At 30.9% G+C, this 16,119-nt stretch carries 20 protein-coding genes; 16 read left to right on the top strand and 4 right to left on the bottom strand.

Annotation, left to right across the window (positions count from 1 at the left end; all coding sequences use genetic code 11):
- The first annotated feature begins 49 nt into the window (after nt 1-49).
- Nucleotides 50-481 (top strand): type II 3-dehydroquinate dehydratase, encoded by a 432-nt coding sequence (aroQ, locus tag K7H06_RS11240; RefSeq protein WP_223036143.1) that lies wholly within the window; start codon nt 50-52, stop codon nt 479-481.
- A gap of 55 nt (nt 482-536) precedes the next feature.
- On the opposite strand, the gene K7H06_RS11235 is transcribed toward aroQ, so the two are convergent.
- Nucleotides 537-1,292 carry a hypothetical protein gene (locus K7H06_RS11235; RefSeq protein WP_223036142.1) on the bottom strand — a complete coding sequence of 252 codons (756 nt, stop codon included), beginning with the start codon at nt 1,290-1,292 and terminating at the stop codon, nt 537-539.
- A gap of 153 nt (nt 1,293-1,445) precedes the next feature.
- Between K7H06_RS11235 and K7H06_RS11230 the strand changes: the two genes are divergently transcribed.
- On the top strand, nt 1,446-1,724 hold the full coding sequence (locus tag K7H06_RS11230) for a hypothetical protein (protein ID WP_223036141.1): 279 nt from the start codon (nt 1,446-1,448) through the stop codon (nt 1,722-1,724).
- A gap of 19 nt (nt 1,725-1,743) precedes the next feature.
- Here K7H06_RS11230 and K7H06_RS11225 read toward each other — a convergent pair whose 3' ends face one another.
- On the bottom strand, nt 1,744-2,319 hold the full coding sequence (locus K7H06_RS11225; protein ID WP_223036140.1) for a hypothetical protein: 576 nt from the start codon (nt 2,317-2,319) through the stop codon (nt 1,744-1,746).
- 156 nt (nt 2,320-2,475) lie between these two features.
- Here K7H06_RS11225 and K7H06_RS11220 point away from each other — a divergent pair, with 156 nt between their 5' ends.
- The 6 genes from K7H06_RS11220 (at nt 2,476) to K7H06_RS11195 (ending at nt 7,717) form a co-directional block, all read left to right on the top strand.
- A complete protein-coding gene (locus K7H06_RS11220; RefSeq protein WP_223036139.1) occupies nt 2,476-3,456 on the top strand; it encodes an RluA family pseudouridine synthase in 981 nt (326 codons plus the stop codon).
- A gap of 35 nt (nt 3,457-3,491) precedes the next feature.
- On the top strand, nt 3,492-4,265 hold the full coding sequence (locus K7H06_RS11215; RefSeq protein ID WP_223036138.1) for a hypothetical protein: 774 nt from the start codon (nt 3,492-3,494) through the stop codon (nt 4,263-4,265).
- Nucleotides 4,266-4,337: 72 nt separating this feature from the next.
- The gene (gene lepB, locus K7H06_RS11210; protein ID WP_223036137.1) at nt 4,338-4,862 is read left to right on the top strand and encodes a signal peptidase I; all 525 of its coding nucleotides are present in this window, start codon (nt 4,338-4,340) and stop codon (nt 4,860-4,862) included.
- 109 nt (nt 4,863-4,971) lie between these two features.
- On the top strand, nt 4,972-5,418 hold the full coding sequence (locus K7H06_RS11205; protein WP_223036136.1) for a response regulator: 447 nt from the start codon (nt 4,972-4,974) through the stop codon (nt 5,416-5,418).
- A gap of 78 nt (nt 5,419-5,496) precedes the next feature.
- On the top strand, nt 5,497-5,922 hold the full coding sequence (locus tag K7H06_RS11200) for a CBS domain-containing protein (RefSeq protein WP_223036135.1): 426 nt from the start codon (nt 5,497-5,499) through the stop codon (nt 5,920-5,922).
- Nucleotides 5,923-6,052: 130 nt separating this feature from the next.
- Nucleotides 6,053-7,717, top strand: a complete 1,665-nt coding sequence (locus tag K7H06_RS11195) for a nucleoside kinase (RefSeq protein WP_223036134.1) — start codon at nt 6,053-6,055, stop codon at nt 7,715-7,717.
- Nucleotides 7,718-7,758: 41 nt separating this feature from the next.
- On the opposite strand, the gene K7H06_RS11190 is transcribed toward K7H06_RS11195, so the two are convergent.
- Nucleotides 7,759-8,406: a superoxide dismutase gene (locus K7H06_RS11190; protein WP_223036133.1), complete on the bottom strand. Its 648-nt coding sequence runs from the start codon at nt 8,404-8,406 to the stop codon at nt 7,759-7,761.
- 131 nt (nt 8,407-8,537) lie between these two features.
- Between K7H06_RS11190 and K7H06_RS11185 the strand changes: the two genes are divergently transcribed.
- Both K7H06_RS11185 and K7H06_RS11180 read left to right on the top strand, forming a co-directional pair.
- Nucleotides 8,538-9,008, top strand: coding sequence for a DUF456 domain-containing protein (locus tag K7H06_RS11185; protein ID WP_223036132.1), 471 nt, complete (start codon nt 8,538-8,540; stop codon nt 9,006-9,008).
- Nucleotides 9,009-9,025: 17 nt separating this feature from the next.
- Complete coding sequence (locus tag K7H06_RS11180) at nt 9,026-9,856, top strand: deoxyribonuclease IV (protein ID WP_223036131.1); 831 nt, start codon at nt 9,026-9,028, stop codon at nt 9,854-9,856.
- A gap of 37 nt (nt 9,857-9,893) precedes the next feature.
- On the opposite strand, the gene K7H06_RS11175 is transcribed toward K7H06_RS11180, so the two are convergent.
- Entirely contained in the window at nt 9,894-10,463 is a 570-nt protein-coding gene (locus tag K7H06_RS11175) for a DUF2238 domain-containing protein (protein WP_223036130.1), read from the bottom strand.
- 314 nt (nt 10,464-10,777) lie between these two features.
- Between K7H06_RS11175 and K7H06_RS11170 the strand changes: the two genes are divergently transcribed.
- The 6 genes from K7H06_RS11170 to citF all read left to right on the top strand — a co-directional run bounded on the left by K7H06_RS11170 (nt 10,778) and on the right by citF (nt 16,117).
- Nucleotides 10,778-11,062: a peptidylprolyl isomerase gene (locus K7H06_RS11170; protein ID WP_223036129.1), complete on the top strand. Its 285-nt coding sequence runs from the start codon at nt 10,778-10,780 to the stop codon at nt 11,060-11,062.
- A 100-nt stretch (nt 11,063-11,162) separates the two neighbouring features.
- Nucleotides 11,163-12,032, top strand: a complete 870-nt coding sequence (gene citG / locus K7H06_RS11165; protein WP_223036128.1) for a triphosphoribosyl-dephospho-CoA synthase CitG — start codon at nt 11,163-11,165, stop codon at nt 12,030-12,032.
- 297 nt (nt 12,033-12,329) lie between these two features.
- The gene (citC, locus tag K7H06_RS11160; RefSeq protein WP_223036127.1) at nt 12,330-13,376 is read left to right on the top strand and encodes a [citrate (pro-3S)-lyase] ligase; all 1,047 of its coding nucleotides are present in this window, start codon (nt 12,330-12,332) and stop codon (nt 13,374-13,376) included.
- 16 nt (nt 13,377-13,392) lie between these two features.
- A complete protein-coding gene (citD, locus tag K7H06_RS11155) occupies nt 13,393-13,689 on the top strand; it encodes a citrate lyase acyl carrier protein (RefSeq protein ID WP_223036126.1) in 297 nt (98 codons plus the stop codon).
- Complete coding sequence (gene citE / locus K7H06_RS11150) at nt 13,690-14,577, top strand: citrate (pro-3S)-lyase subunit beta (RefSeq protein ID WP_223036125.1); 888 nt, start codon at nt 13,690-13,692, stop codon at nt 14,575-14,577.
- A 1-nt stretch (nt 14,578) separates the two neighbouring features.
- Nucleotides 14,579-16,117 (top strand): citrate lyase subunit alpha, encoded by a 1,539-nt coding sequence (gene citF, locus K7H06_RS11145; protein WP_223036124.1) that lies wholly within the window; start codon nt 14,579-14,581, stop codon nt 16,115-16,117.
- The last annotated feature ends 2 nt before the right edge of the window (nt 16,118-16,119 follow it).

Genomic DNA, 16,119 nt, shown 5'->3' with positions numbered 1-16,119 from the left:
ATAAAGACTATTTACTGTTTGAAAAATAATTTATTAGGAGATGAGAAATTTGAAAATATTAATTGTGAATGGACCGAATATTAATTTTTTAGGAATAAGAGAAAGAAATATCTATGGAGAAAAGACTTATAAACAAATGTGCATATACTTACATGAAGAAGGAAAGAAGTTAGGTTTAGAAGTGGATATTGTTCAAAGCAATATAGAAGGAGAAGTTGTAAATTTCATACAAGAAGCGTATGGAAAATATGATGGGATCGTCATCAATCCTGCTGCTTATACCCATTATAGTATTGCAATCTATGATACAATAAAAGGCGTAGGAATTCCTACAGTTGAGGTTCATATTAGTAATGTTCATAAAAGAGAAGAATACAGAAAAAAATCTGTTACAGCAGCTGCGTGTATTGGGCAAATATGTGGATTAGGTATAGAGGGATATGTTTTAGCTATGAGGGCATTAATGAATATAAGTGAATAAAATTAAGGGGACGGTTCTTCATCTAATTAAAGGAGAACCGTCCTATTTTGTATGGTTATTCTTCTTCCGGTGTATCATTTATATCATCTTCTAAAATATTATTTCCTTCAACAATCTCTTCTTCTCCGAAATTTCCATCCATGGACTTGTCAGTTGTGCTATTTGTAGCAATATTTTCGTGATCTTCATCTTCTTCATCATCTGTTCCCTCAAAGGCTGACATAAGTTTCATCATTTGTGCCATTTTTTTAAAGTTACCTACATTTTTTGCTTGTTCTGGTGGAAGCATTGGGGCAACTACATCAATAATATTATTAATCTGAGCAGAGAGATCTCCATTTTCAGATTTTACTGCCTTTTGTATATTTAAAATACTTTTCACATCTTTAATTTTTTCTGCTACGGATAGGACGTTTACGATCTTTTGCATATTTGCTTTCTTGTCTTCATCCATACTTTCACTAAAAACATTCAATGCTTTTTTGATAGCACCCATGTTTCGTTTTCCAAGAATACTACCTGATTGAGATATATTTCTCTTTAAATCATTGAGGGTAGCAGCTTTTTTTACATTATCTAACAAATTAGACATTTTATCTAAAGTATTTGTATTGATGGGAGGACTCTTTGGTGCTTCATAATTTTCAGTGGTAAATGTAGATGTCATATTTTTATTCTTAAAAAATGCAAATACAAGTAAAGGAATGATAAAAATAAACATTTTATTATTGGATAGGGAAAATCTAGCCATACTTAGTTCATCTACGGGTACGTAAGCTTCATTTTGATCAATAGGGGTTAGCTCGTTCATACGCTTTTCTTCCTCCTAAAAACAATCTTTGTTCTATCATATGCTGTAGAAAAAATTGTGTTACCATAAACGATAAAGATTTCAAGTAATAAATAGATAAAAGTAGTCATAGATTTAAGTGAGTGGTGACAAAACTATGATGGAGGTGGGGGAATGGATAAAAAGAAAATACAAAAATTTATGAAGTCCATGGGAGATGTACAGCCTACAGATGAACAGAAAAAAATGATGGAGCAGATGGCTTCTAAATATGGAGATAAAAGTGAAGAAGAGGTTATGAAGGAATTAAAAAAATTAAAGGGAAGTATGATGCAGAATACAAAGAAGTATAAAAAACAAATGCAAGCAATAGAGCAGATGAAAGGCTTTTTAGATGAGGGGCAGAAGAAGAAGTTAGAAAAAATTATGAAATTTTTAAATGAAGAAGACTAAAAAATAGGCTAAAATTAGCCTATTTTTTTTTGCCTGTAATCATATAAATAATATTATCTAAAGAGCTACCTGTTTGAATGTCAAAAGTACCTGATTTTAGTTTTGACGCAAGTTTTAGTTCTTCTACTCGCTTAATGAATATTGAAGTATCTTCAATAAGACCTTTTTCTTTTAATATTTTTGCGATACCTATGCCAGGAGTACCACTAGGAATATTAACCTTTATAATGGTAGGCTCAACTTGTTGAGGCTCAGGTTGTGGTGAAGGTTCAACAGTTGTTTCTACAGCAGTTGAAGGTTCAGGAATTTCTTCAACCTGTTCTTCATTTTCAGGAAGTGTACTCTCTTCACTAGATGTATTTGTTGTTTCATCTACGGCAGGGAGGTTTGCATCCGCTTCTGAAGAAGTTTGGTTTGTTTCATCACTTACTTTTTCATTTTGTGTAATGTTATTGAATGTAGCAGTAGTTTCTTTAGTAACAGCTAATGAATCTGTAACTTTCCAAGTAATAACTGTTGTCATTACAAGTATAATTGCAAAGGCTAAAAGTAAATCGCTTATTTCATATAATAGATCTTTTATTCTTTCCCACATAGATAATCCTCCCTCTTAGGCACTTGTCCATAGTTAAAGGATAGCACATTTTTCTATGCTTTTTCAACATACAATTAAGAATGATAGGCAGAGTAAAGGAGAAAATAATTAACAAAGAAGGAATGTTTATGGCATAATAGAGTAGAGGTGAAGAAAATGAGAGAAATAAATATAGGAAAAAATGAGGAAAATCAAAGAATAGATAAATTTCTTAGAAAATATATGGCAAAAGCTTCCCTAAGTTTCATTTATAAAATGATTCGAAAAAAAAATATTAAGGTAAATAAAAAAAGAACAGAAAATCATTACATATTAAAAGAAGGAGATTATATTCAACTATATTTAAGTGAAGAAACCATAGAAGGATTTATTGAAAAAAAAGAGATAAAAAAAATAGAGAAGAATTTTGGCATTGTTTATGAAGATAAAAATATATTGTTAGCAGAAAAGCCCCAAGGTCTTTTAGTTCATGAAGATTTAAAAGAAAATGAAAACACATTAGTGAATCAAGTAATAAAATATTTATATGACAATAAAGAATATGATCCAGAAGTAGAAAAAACTTTTGTTCCTGCTAGTGTGAATCGATTAGATCGAAATACTAGCGGTATTGTTATGATTGGGAAAAATAATGAAACTTTACAAAATCTTAATGAAATGATTCGAAATAAAGAGGATGTAAGAAAATATTATTTAACCATTGTAAAAGGAAACGTGAAAGATAAAAAGGAATTGAAAGGATATCTAATCAAGGATGAAAAAACAAATAAAGTAAAAATTATTGATTCAAAAAAGCAGGGGGCAAAAGAAATCCATACCATCTATCAAAAAATTAAAACAAATGGACAGTATAGCCTAATAGAAGTTGAAATTATAACAGGTAGAACCCATCAAATACGTGCACATCTAGCAAGTATTGGACATCCACTTGTTGGAGATGGAAAATATGGAGATATGAAAATAAATAAAAATTTTAAGAATCAATTTGGGTTAAAACATCAGTTTTTACATGCCTACAAAATATACTTTGAGCAAGGAATTGGAAATTTAGGGTATTTAAAAGGGAAAAGTTTTTATTCAAATTTACCTCAAAAATTAGAAAAAATAAAAATTGATTTATTTTCATCATCACTGTAAAATTATGTATGAAGATGGCAAAAGGGGGAAAACAAGTGAATCAGATACATTATGTAATGGCTAAAGCTTTAATAAACAGATATGACTATGCTGGAGTGATAGAATTATTAGAGAAAATGGAAAATGTAGATCCAATGATGATGAAACTCCTTTATTCGTGCAAATATGCCATGAATTTTGATTTTAAATCAGCTTATTATGAAGTATCAGGTATAGAGAATATAGATTCGGATAAAAAATTAATCAATTTGAAGAAAAATTTACAAGAGTTAATGGATGGAAGAGCTCATGTGATTTTTTCTGAACTAATAGAAAATACAAAAATGCAGATCGAAAATCGTAGATATATTGACTTTTTAAGCAGAGTATATAGATTGAAAGAAGCTATTTTAAAATATATCTTTGTAAAAAATCATATAGATAAAAGTAAATTTTCATTTAGGACAGAGGCTATGTCCAAACGAATGATTCTTAAAGTATTGAGAAAAAAGTATAAAATTCATAATCCAAATTTAAGCTTTGCTATTTCTAATTATATTAGTAAATACTTAAAAGATCCAAGATACCATGAGGCCTTGAAAATACTAAACACGAACAAGATGAATGAAATAATTGAATTAAGACATGCATGTATTGCAGGACATGGTTTTATAGGTGTAAAAAGAAGAGATCTTGTAAATATTTATGGAAATCCAGAAGCGATTATTGATGATTTTTGTCATGTATTAGAAAGAATCGGGGTAAATATTCGTATCAATAAGTATGATAAAATAAATGGTTATATTTTAGAACTCTTGAAAACTATGTAAATTTCATGATTGTTCAAATATAAAATACATGATACAATAAAGCGTACTAAAGTTTAATAAGGAGAGATTAAGATGGATAGGAAAGAGATTATAGAATGGATTAAGACCATTGTTATATCTGTTGTTATTGCAATGATTATAACACAATTTGTAAGACCCACTTTAGTAAAGGGTTCTTCTATGTATCCAACTTTGAATGAATATAATTATTTGATTATTAATAAAATTCCTTATATGATGCATGATCCGGAAAAAGGCGATATTGTTGTTTTTAAATCTCATTTAAAGACAGTAGATGGAAAGGATAAAGATTTAATTAAAAGAGTAATCGGTGTTCCTGGAGACAAAATAAAAGTAACAGATGGAGACGTGTATGTGAACGGAGAAAAGTTAGATGAACCCTATATCAATGGTGATTATACACCAGGAGAAGTTGAACTTGAAGTTTCAGAAAATATGATATTTGTCATGGGAGATAATAGACAAAATAGTTTAGATAGTAGAGATGAAAGAGTAGGGCCTGTTCCAATTGAAACCGTTAGAGGAAAGGTTTTAGTTCGTCTATATCCCTTTAATAAAATTGGAAAAGTGCAGTAAAAAGCTTAGGTAATCTGCCTAAGTTTTTTTATAAAAATGTATTTTTATAAAGGAATATACTATAAAACTATAGAAGATAATAATATCCTAATAAAAAGGTGGGATACGGATGTCAACCAATGAGGTTTTAATTGTAAATGATTCAAAATTAGAAAGTATTATTTTAAAAGATATATTGACTAAGTTAGGAATGAATGGAATTATTTCCCATGAGCATACGATAATGAATGATTTAAAGAATATAAGTCCTGTTATGGTAGTGGTAAATTATATTATGGAAGATATTACAGGAGATCAGTTGATTGAAGAAATAAAGAAAAACTATCCTCAAATAGTGTGTATATTAACTTCCAGTAGTAAACTTTTAAAAAGTCAATTTAAAGGATCGTGGATAGATGAAATTGTAAAGATTCCTATTGAGACAAATAAAATAAAAGAAATCATTGAAAATTATATTATAAATAGAAAAAATATTTGTTTTCATTGTAAAAAGGAAATTCAGGAAGATTTTTATATATGTCCTTATTGTGGTCAAAAACTAAGAGAAAGAGCGTAATGCTCTTTTTTTGTTGTTTATTTTTACTCAAAATTGCGCATGATAAATAGTGAAAAATATTAAAGGAGGTTGATTGTAATGAAAGTTAGAGATTTGATGACAAAAGAAGTATCCTTTGCAAATACAAATACACCACTTAGCCAGGTAGCAACAAAGATGAAAGATTTAGATGTTGGATCTATTCCAGTTTGTGATCAAAATCATCGTGCAGTTGGTATTGTTACAGATAGAGATATTGTTCTTCGTAGTGTTTCAAATGGCAATATCAATGTAAATGCTCAAGAAATTATGTCAGGACAATTAGTTTATGCAACACCAGATATGGATGCTCATGAGGCAGCAAAGATTATGGCAGATCATCAAATAAGAAGATTACCTGTAGTAGAAAATGGAAAACTTGAGGGAATATTAGCTATAGGTGATTTAGCTACTGTAAATATTTATGTGAATGAGGCGGGAGACGCTTTAAGTGATATATCCCAACCAAATAAAACGAACATGTAAATATTAGGAAGTTCCTGAAAAAAACAGGAACTTTCTAATATTTATAGAAGATTAAAAGAATAAATTTGGGTATAATAGAAGAGAATAGCAAATATGCAAATCAAATAATAATCATAAGGGGGCGTGTAGAATGGATACTGACAAAAAAATAAAAATTGTCATTAACAATGAAAAAGAGATAGAAGAAAATAAAGGAATCACCCTCAAGGAAATTAGTAAAGTTTTTAAAGAGGATAAGAGCTCTATTATTGTGGGAGCAAAAATGAATAATCGGTTAAGAGAATTAAATTATGAAATACATGAAGACGCGAATATTGAGTTTGTTGATTTATCCACATCAGATGGAATAAGAATTTATCAAAGAAGCCTATCCTTTGTGTTTATAAGAGCAGCTATGGAAATGCTTTCAGGATGTAAAGTAACTGTAGAACATTCTTTGAGTAAAGGATTATATTGTGAAATACACTATAAAAGGGAAATTACAGAAGAGGATGTAGTAAAAATTGAATCTAGAATGAGAGAGATTATTGAGGAAGACGTACCATTTATAAAGAACAGTGTATCTATAGAAGAAGCAAAAAGAATTTTCAAAGAATTAGGAATGGAAGCCAAAACAGAACTTTTAGATTTTAGAAAAAGCCCAGAAATCAATATATATAGTTGTGGATGGTTAAAGGATTATTTTTATGGATATATGGTTCCGAGTACAAGCTATCTAAAATTATTTCAGCTAAAGTATTATGCTCCTGGAGTGATTATACAATATCCTGAAAAATATACGCCTAATGAAATTCCTGTTTTTGAAGAACAAAAAAAGCTTTCAAGTATATTTAGAGAAGCAGAAAAATGGGGAGAAATCTTAGGAATTGGTTATGTTGCCAATTTAAATAAAGCAATTATAAATAAGGAATATCCAGAACTTATTCGAATCGCAGAAGCTCTTCATGAAAAGAAGGTCGCACAAATCGCAGATATGATTACAGAGAAGAATAAAAGAATTATTTTAATTGCAGGACCCTCTTCTTCTGGCAAAACAACCTTTGCTCAGCGTCTATCCATTCAACTAAAGGTAAATGGATTAAGACCAGTGGCCCTATCAGTAGATGATTATTTTGTGAACCGAGAGCTTACCCCAAGAGATGAAAAGGGTGAGTATGATTTTGAAGCCATAGAAGCTGTGGATTTAGCATTATTTAATGACCATCTTACAAGACTTTTAAAGGGAGAAAAAGTAGAAATCCCTACATTTAATTTTCATAAAGGACTGAGAGAATATAGAGGAAAATTCATGCAGATCCAGGAAGATCAACCAATCATTATTGAAGGAATTCATGGATTAAATGATCAGTTGACAAAAGATATTTCTCATGATAAAAAATTCAAAATATATATTAGTGCATTAACTCAATTAAATATTGATGACCATAATAGAATTCCTACTACAGATACTAGAATCATTAGAAGAATTGTAAGAGATAGTAAATATAGAGGGCATTCAGCACTTACCACATTAAAGCTTTGGAATTCAGTGAGAAGAGGGGAGAAAAGAAATATTTTCCCATTCCAAGAAGAAGCAGATGTTATGTTTAATTCTGCTCTATTCTATGAACTCGCAGTGCTTAAAAAATATGCAGAACCTCTTTTAAATGAAATATCAGAAGAAGAACCCCAATATACAGAGGCAAAGAGGCTTCTAAAATTCCTTCATTATTTTGCTTCTATAGAAGAAGATCAAGTAGTTCCTCAAACTTCTATCATCAAAGAATTTATTGGAGGCAGTTGTTTTGAAGAATAAATCTGTTTAATAATTAAAAGCAGTGACAAAAGTCACTGCTTTTAATTATTGAAAAAATAAGGCATTGGCATAGGATAAGGGCGGGGTCTAGGGCGATTTACATGTCTTAAAATTTCACCATATCTTTTTTCACATATTTCCCAATTAATATTTTTTATAAAAATATCAAGATATTTCTCTCTGTCAATACCAAAATCAATCATGTATGCATGTTCATACACATCTAAAACTAGAATAGGTAAAGCATTCCAAATGCCCCCTTGATCATGTCCGTCACATAAATAATTTCTTATTTTGTCATCCATCAAATCATAAGCAGTTACAACCCATCCTCTGGCAGATTTTCCAGCATCTAATAAATCTTTTTCCCAATTTTTATAGCTACCAAAATCTTTTTCTATTTTTTCTAAAAGTTTTCCATAGGGCTTATTTTTTCTACCTCCTAAATTTCCAAAGTATAATTCATGTAATTTTACACCGTTTAATGCATAGCTTTCACCGAGTTTTAAACAGCGATAGGGACTATAAGTAGTATTTGGGTCTATAAATTTTTCTTCTTTTAATTTTCTCCATATGAGATTAATTTTTTTTACATAGCCTTTATATAATTGATAGTGCTCATTAAGCTGCTTTCTTGAGATACCTTCTATTGAACGAAAATCAAATTTTTTTGGAGTAATTCTTGTCATGGTTTCCCTCCTGCGAATAAAGAATTTTATGCTATACTATTAGAATATGTGAAACCTAAAAAATAAGTTCAAAAAAGAATGGTTGGAATAAAGGATATTGGGTAAAATTTTATTGTGAAGGGAGAAGTTTTATGTTAGTTGTAGTAATTATTTTAATGATGATTGGTCTTTTGGGGAGTTGTATACCTGGAATTCCTGGAAATGGATTGATTTTTTTATCAACATTAGGGTATGGAATATTTACGAAGTTTGAGAAAATCAGTGTAAGTTTTATTATATTTTTTGGCGTACTTACTATTTTAGCTTTTGTATTTGATTATGTGGCAAGTATGTTAGGGGCAAAAAAATTTGGTGCTACAAAACCAGGGATTATTGGAGGGATTTTAGGAGGAGTAATCGGCTTTTTTATCTTAAATATATTCGGACTATTAATAGGACAATTCGTAGGGACTTGTATTGGAGAATGGTATTATGGAAAAGAATTAAAAGACTCTATGAAATCAGGCGTTGGAACCATTATTGGATATATTTTAGGAGTAATCGTGAATATGACAATAGGTGTTACCATGATAGGAATATTTTTACTAAAAGTATTAAGATAGAGAGGGATGTGAAGAAAATGTTAAATATAGGATGTCATTTATCCATATCAAAAGGTTTTTATAAAGCAGTAAAAGAGGCATTAAGTATAGATGCCAATACTTTTCAATTTTTTACTAGAAATCCAAGAGGGGGAAAGGCGAAAGCTCTTGACTTAGAAGATATAAAAAAAGCAAAAGAACTTATGGAAATAAATAATTTTGCACCCATTCTTGCCCATGCTCCCTATACAATGAATTTATGTTCAGCCAAACCAGATATTCGTAAATTTGCAAAGAATATGTTAAAAGATGATTTAGAAAGGTTAAAACATATTCCCAATAGTTTGTATAATTTTCATCCTGGCTCTCATACAGGACAAGGGATAGAAAAAGCTACTGAGCAGATTATTAATGCATTAAATGAAGCTATACAAGAAGATACAGATACTTGGATTTTACTAGAATCCATGAGTGGAAAAGGAACAGAAGTGGGAAGAAGTCTTGAAGAACTCATACAAATTATAGAGGGGGTTCAATATGAAAAATTGGGTGTATGTTTAGATTCTTGTCATTTGTATTCAAGTGGGTATGATCTTGTAAATGATTTAGATGGAGTGATAGAAGAAATAGATGGAATTATAGGTTTAGAAAGGATTAAAGCATTTCATTTAAATGATACAAAGCATGGACTAGGTAGTAATAAAGATCGACATGAATTAATCGGAGAAGGATTAATAGGCTTAGAGGCTATTGTAAATATAATCACCCATCCTAAATTATCAAATCTACCATTTATATTAGAAACACCCAATGAGGTAAAAGGGCATGGAGAAGAAATTAAGCTCTTAAAAGAAACACTTGGCATTTAGTCAGGTGTTTCTTTGAGTAATATCTAAAACATAGGATCTATTGTATATAGATCCCCACCTTTTTGTATAATACTAAACCAGCAGCAGCCATAGAACCAAAGGTATCAAATAGTAAATCTAAGTTAGTATCTACTAAACCATTTTGTGTTTGTGTCTTTATAACTACATCTAATCCAAATTCAATAAATTCATAAAAAACGCCAGAAGTAACACCTAAAGAGGTTATAAAAATAAAAATGATTATTTTAGAAGGGGATAAAATTTTCACATAGGAATGAATGATTGAAACCAAAACAAGTGTAAAACAAAAACATCCAAATAGATGCATAAGCTTATCAAACCAATTTGAAGTGTGATACATGTCAAAATAAAATCCCCATACAATATCTATAATAAGGGAGGAGACGATCAATACTTTTATATAAGTCTCTATTTTATATCCTTTTTTATATTCAAAATAAAGCAAGATCAGATAAACAATATATACAAAAACTACGTAAAGAAGCAGTGAAATTTCTTTTTTTATAAAAAATTGAATAGAAATAAAAAAGAGAACAATTGTAAAAATTAATGATAGTATTTTTGAGATAAATTTTTTTTTGAGCATGGATGAGAATTCCTTTCTTTAGGGATAAAATCATATTGATTTGTTGACTTAATATAGTCTATCCTTAGTTTTGATTCAAAGGGCTGTATTTATACTTACTAAATAATTGAAAGGAACACTTGGCATATAGTTAGGTGTTTTTTGATTTAAAATAGATTATAAAATATTTTTTATGGTAAAGATTGTTTTATCAGTTTCATCTATTGATAAAAAATACAAAAATTGCAGTGTAAATGATATAATATACATGAATTTTTAGACAAGAAATAGGAGCAGAAAAATGATATAGATTCTAATCAAAAGGAGTATAAGTAATGAATTCAAAGAAAAGAGAAGCATGGGAAAGAACAAGACAAAAAGGAAAATCATATTTCATTTGGCGAAAAGGGGTATTAGGATGGGGGATTCCAACAGCTATATTATTTCAAGTGAGTATGGCTATATTGAATAATGGGTTAAATATAGATGCATTTACAAGTAGAAAGTTTATATTGAACTTAGTTACATCCGTAATCGTATTCCCTATAGGAGGGTATTTTTGGGGAATGTGGATGTGGTATTGGAGCAATAAAATTTATAATAAAGAGAATAAAAGTTGATTTTTGATATATGAAATTGAATTGTTGAAAAATTTCCAATAATCCTATATGATAAAAGGGCATTTATCTTTTAAAGTTGATAAAAATTAGGAGCGATTACATGAAGAATCAAGAAAAGTTTGCAAGAGAAATAGAAGCTATTGCAGTACGTGCCCTTTTATATGAAGTATCAGCTACCCCTAAACCAGGGCTTGTAGATCGGAAAAATAATGGTGCCCATAAGGATATGGATTTTTTTACATTTGTTGATAGTAGTACAGCTTTAGGAGAAGTTTTTTATGAATGTACATTAGCAGGAATAGGATATAGTGGAGAAATAGAAGGATTACTTCAAGAGATTCGCCCCATCGGGAAAATGGGTGAAGAAAAAATGTTTGCTACAACAAATGGTGTTAATACCCATAAAGGTCTTATTTTCTCATTAGGAATTATAGCTGCTGTGATTGGATTTCTTTATCAAAAGAATAGATGTGGCAGTTATTCAGCTGATGATATTTGTAAGCAAGTAAAGTTCATGACCAAGGGGTTAGTAGATCAGGAATTAAAGAAAAAAACTTTTGGTGAATCCTTAACCTATGGGGAACGATTATATGTAAAATATGGAATAACCGGTATAAGGGGAGAAGTTGCTTCTGGATTTCAAACGGTTTGTACCCATGGACTTCCAGTGCTAAAGGAATTGATGAAATCTGAAAAGGGAACATTGAATGAACGATTTGTACAGGTATTATTATGTTTGATGATATATACGGAAGATTCGAATATTCTTGGAAGACATGATTTAGATATGCTAAAAAGAGTACAGGCTAAGGCAAAGAAAGTTTTTGAAAAAGGTGGCGTTTTTTCCGAAGATGGATTGGAAAGTCTGGAAGCGCTTGATGAATGGTGTATTGAAAACTGGGTAAGTCCTGGTGGTGCAGCTGATTTATTGGCTATTACGATTATGTTATTTTTGGTGGAACAATTATAATTTGTTAAATTTTTTGTAGAAAAATATTGTTTTTTAAAAGAATACGTAGTATAATAAAAGAAAATAAGAAAACGTTTCCAAGACAACGTCTTAAGCTTGTGATAGATACATTGAGTAGACTATTCATAAGATAAGAAATTTGGAAATGGTTGAAATTATTTAAATACAATTAAATCATATTGTTTGACAAGGCGAAAGATAATGAATGATTATGCTTTCAAAGGTCAATATATAAAACTTTTTAAGTTTTGTATATTGACCTTTTTTGATTTTTGTTCCTTATAAGGAGAAATGAATATGTTATATGAAAAATTTAAAATTGAAAAAATCTATATGGATGAAGCAAAAGCAAGGAACCAAGTATTAAATCTTTTGGAAAAAAATCATCTTACTTTAGATTTTGGATTAGAGGATACAGTAGGAATTTATGATGGAGAAAATTTAATAGGAGCTGGATCGATTAAAGGAAACACTTTAAGATGTATAGCTGTAGATGAGGAGTATCAAGGTACAGGGGTATTGAATTTATTGATGAATGAATTAGTCCATATGCAATATCTGCGAGAGGTTAACCATTTATTTGTATACACAAAGCCATCTGCTCAAAAGAGTTTTCAATTTATGGGATTTCATAAGATTGAAGAAGTAAGTGGAAAGGTAGTTTTAATGGAAAATAAACATGATGGCATGAAATCTTATTTAGATGGATTAGCAAAACAGAAAGTAATAGGAGAGAAAATAAGCTGTGTTGTTATGAATGGCAATCCATTTACCAATGGGCATCTTTATTTAATTGAAAAAGCAGCAGAGGAAAGTCAACATGTACATGTTTTTATTGTATCTTCTGATTTATCTAGTTTTCCTTATGAAGTTCGTAGGGAATTGATGAGGGAAGGAACAAAGCATATAAAAAATATTACAATCCATGAAGGGGGAGATTATATTATCTCAAATGCTACATTTCCCTCTTATTTTATAAAAGAGCCAAGTGAAATTGTTAAAATTCATGCAGCCTTAGATCTTAGAATTTTTGGAAATTATATTGGACCGAGTCTTGGAATTCATGAACGATATGTTGGGGAAGAACCTTATTGCGAAACGACCAATCAATACAATCAAGTAATGAAAGAGATATTACCTCAATTTGGCATGGGTGTAAATGAAATTCCAAGAAAATCCATAAACAGTGATACCATTAGTGCATCGAAAGTGAGAAGTTTTATAGCAAAAGGGGATATTGAAAAGATTAAACCCTTTGTTCCTGAGTCTACGTATAATTTTTTAACTTCAGAAGAAGGAGAAAAAGTTATTCATAAAATTCAAGAAGTAAAGAAAAGACACTGATAAAGGGGTGATTCATGTGGAAATTATCAAAACAGGAATGGCTGGAACAATGGAATCCAGTGATATTCATGTGGTAATAGAAAAAAGTCAAGAAGTTGGTATTCAAATATATCTTGACAGTACTGTTCAAAAACAATTTGGAGAACAAATCAAGAAAGTGATTCTTGAAACACTAGAAAGTATGAGCATAACAAATGTTGTTGTTCGAGCGATGGATCGAGGAGCTTTAGATTGTACCATTCGTGCTCGTGTGCAAAGTGCAGTAATGCGTGCTATGACAAAGGAAAATGATATAGATTGGGGGTTATTATAGATGCAAAAGCTAAGAAGGACCATGATGTATGTTCCTGGTAATAACCCTGGAATGCTTACGGATGCTCATATTTATGGAGCAGATTCTTTGATGTTTGACTTGGAAGATTCTATATCTCTTGCAGAAAAGGATGCAGCAAGATTATTAGTATATCATGCAGTAAAAAATATGGACTATGAAGGAATGGAGATTGTTGTAAGAATCAATGGGTTAGACTCTCCTTATGGACGTAGTGATATAGAAGCCATGGTACGAGCTGGTGTGGATGTGATTCGTTTACCAAAGACTGAAACGGCACAAGATGTGATAGAGGTAGAAAAGATTATAGAAGAAGTAGAAAAGAAGATAGGAAAAAAGATAGGTTCAACAAAGATGATGGGAGCTATTGAAAGTCCTTTAGGGGTAATCAATGCAGTAGAAATTGCTCAAGCAAGCAAAAGGTTAATGGGGATTGCTATAGGAGCAGAAGATTATGTTACAAATATGAAGACGAAAAGAAGTCCAGAAGGAATTGAATTATTAATGGCAAGAAGTCAAATTTTAATAGCTGCTCGAGCTGCAGGTATTTATGCCCTTGATACGGTTTATTCTGATGTGAATAATGAAGAAGGCTTCCGTGAAGAAGTAAAGCTAATCAAACAGCTTGGCTTTGATGGAAAATCAATTATTAATCCGAGACAAATTGGTCCAGTTCATGAGATTTATGCCCCTACTGAGAAGGAAATTGATCATGCGAAAAAAGTGATGAGAGCCATTGAAGAAGCCAATGAAAAAGGCTCAGGCGTTATAGCACTAAATGGAAAAATGATTGATAAGCCAATTGTGGAGAGAGCAGAAAGAGTAATAGAACTTGCAAAAATGTCAGGGCTTATAAAGGAGGGCGAGTAAAATGAAGAACACAATCGGAAGAGAGATTCCAGAAGATATTATTTGGTATGATGAGGTAATCAATTACTCTGCTCCCTTTAGTAAAGAGCCTGTGGGGAGAAAAATAGCTCCTTTATTAAAACAAGTAAAACCTAATGAAAGTAAGGTAGTAAGTAGTTTGGAAGAATTAATTAAAAAAGTAGGATTAAAAGATGGCATGACTATTTCTTTTCATCATCACTTTAGAAATGGGGATTACATTCTCAATAATGTTATAGACACCATTGCAAAAATGGGATTAAAAGATATTACTATTGTACCAAGTTCTTTATCGACCATTCATGAATCTTTAGTAGAGCATATAAAAAATGGCGTGATTACAGGGATTCATACTAGTGGTATAAGAGGAAGATTAGCAGAAGAAATTTCTAATGGATTAATGGAAAAACCCATTGTCATTCGTTCTCATGGTGGAAGAGCAAGAGCTATCGAAGCTGGTGAAATTAAAATTGATGTGGCATTTTTAGGAGCACCCTCCTGTGATCCATATGGAAATAGTAGAGGCAAGGGAGAAAATACTATTTGTGGTTCTTTAGGATATTCAAAAGTTGATGCAGCTTATGCTGACCAAGTTGTCATCATTACAGATGATTTGGTACCTTACCCCAATTGTCCAGCAAGTATTTCACAAACAAATGTGGATTATGTTATAAAGGTGGATGCAATTGGAAATCCAAGTGGAATTGCTTCAGGAGCAACACGTTTTACAAAGAATCCAAAAGAATTATTAATCGCCCAATATGCGAGTAAATTAATTGTAAATTCACCCTATTTTAAAGATGGATTTTCATTCCAAACAGGATCAGGAGGATCATCTCTAGCTGTAACAAGATTTTTGAAAGAAGAGATGAAAGATAAAAATATCAAAGCTCGATTTGCATTAGGTGGTATTACCAAACCTATGGTAGAGATGCATGAGGAAGGATTTATTGAGCAGTTGTTTGATGTACAAAGTTTTGATTTGGTTGCTTGTGAATCAATCATAAAGAATCCAAATCATCATGAAATTGATGCATCCTTTTATGCCAATCCCCATAACAAAGGATGTATTGCCAATCAATTAGATGTTGTTATCTTAAGTGCATTAGAAATAGATACAAATTTCCATGTAAATGTTATTACAGGTTCTGATGGTATTATTCGAGGGGCGTCAGGAGGACATTCAGATACAGCTGCGGCTTCAAAATTATCTATCATTGTGGCACCCCTTATTAGAGGAAGAATTCCAACAGTAGTGGATCAGGTAAATACAATAATTACCCCTGGAGAAACAGTAGACGTTTTAGTAACTGACCGAGGGATTGCTATTAATCCAAGAAGAAAAGATTTACTAGAAATATTTAAAAATACAGATTTGCCTATTTTTACAATAGAAGAATTAAAAGAAAAGGCAGAAAAAGTTGTAGGAAAAGGAAGACCTATAGAATACTTAGAAAGAGTTGTCGGTATTGTAGAATATCGTGATGGCAGTATTATTGACGTAATCAAGCAAGTAAAATAAGG

The sequence above is a fragment of the Crassaminicella profunda genome, from assembly GCF_019884785.1.
GTDB lineage: Bacteria > Bacillota > Clostridia > Peptostreptococcales > Thermotaleaceae > Crassaminicella > Crassaminicella profunda.
Note: the sequence above shows the minus strand (reverse complement) of the source record. Positions and strands in the feature narration are given on the sequence as shown.

Bases quoted from the DNA above. Each gene is read 5' to 3' on its own strand.
- K7H06_RS11235 (WP_223036142.1), bottom strand. From the start codon at position 1,292: ATGAACGAGCTAACCCCTATTGATCAAAATGAAGCTTACGTACCCGTA.
- K7H06_RS11230 (WP_223036141.1), top strand. From the start codon at position 1,446: ATGGATAAAAAGAAAATACAAAAATTTATGAAGTCCATGGGAGATGTA.
- K7H06_RS11225 (WP_223036140.1), bottom strand. From the start codon at position 2,319: ATGTGGGAAAGAATAAAAGATCTATTATATGAAATAAGCGATTTACTT.
- K7H06_RS11220 (WP_223036139.1), top strand. From the start codon at position 2,476: ATGAGAGAAATAAATATAGGAAAAAATGAGGAAAATCAAAGAATAGAT.
- lepB (WP_223036137.1), top strand. From the start codon at position 4,338: ATGGATAGGAAAGAGATTATAGAATGGATTAAGACCATTGTTATATCT.
- K7H06_RS11205 (WP_223036136.1), top strand. From the start codon at position 4,972: ATGTCAACCAATGAGGTTTTAATTGTAAATGATTCAAAATTAGAAAGT.
- K7H06_RS11200 (WP_223036135.1), top strand. From the start codon at position 5,497: ATGAAAGTTAGAGATTTGATGACAAAAGAAGTATCCTTTGCAAATACA.
- K7H06_RS11195 (WP_223036134.1), top strand. From the start codon at position 6,053: ATGGATACTGACAAAAAAATAAAAATTGTCATTAACAATGAAAAAGAG.
- K7H06_RS11190 (WP_223036133.1), bottom strand. From the start codon at position 8,406: ATGACAAGAATTACTCCAAAAAAATTTGATTTTCGTTCAATAGAAGGT.
- K7H06_RS11185 (WP_223036132.1), top strand. From the start codon at position 8,538: ATGTTAGTTGTAGTAATTATTTTAATGATGATTGGTCTTTTGGGGAGT.
- K7H06_RS11180 (WP_223036131.1), top strand. From the start codon at position 9,026: ATGTTAAATATAGGATGTCATTTATCCATATCAAAAGGTTTTTATAAA.
- K7H06_RS11175 (WP_223036130.1), bottom strand. From the start codon at position 10,463: ATGCTCAAAAAAAAATTTATCTCAAAAATACTATCATTAATTTTTACA.
- K7H06_RS11170 (WP_223036129.1), top strand. From the start codon at position 10,778: ATGAATTCAAAGAAAAGAGAAGCATGGGAAAGAACAAGACAAAAAGGA.
- citG (WP_223036128.1), top strand. From the start codon at position 11,163: ATGAAGAATCAAGAAAAGTTTGCAAGAGAAATAGAAGCTATTGCAGTA.
- citC (WP_223036127.1), top strand. From the start codon at position 12,330: ATGTTATATGAAAAATTTAAAATTGAAAAAATCTATATGGATGAAGCA.
- citE (WP_223036125.1), top strand. From the start codon at position 13,690: ATGCAAAAGCTAAGAAGGACCATGATGTATGTTCCTGGTAATAACCCT.
- citF (WP_223036124.1), top strand. From the start codon at position 14,579: ATGAAGAACACAATCGGAAGAGAGATTCCAGAAGATATTATTTGGTAT.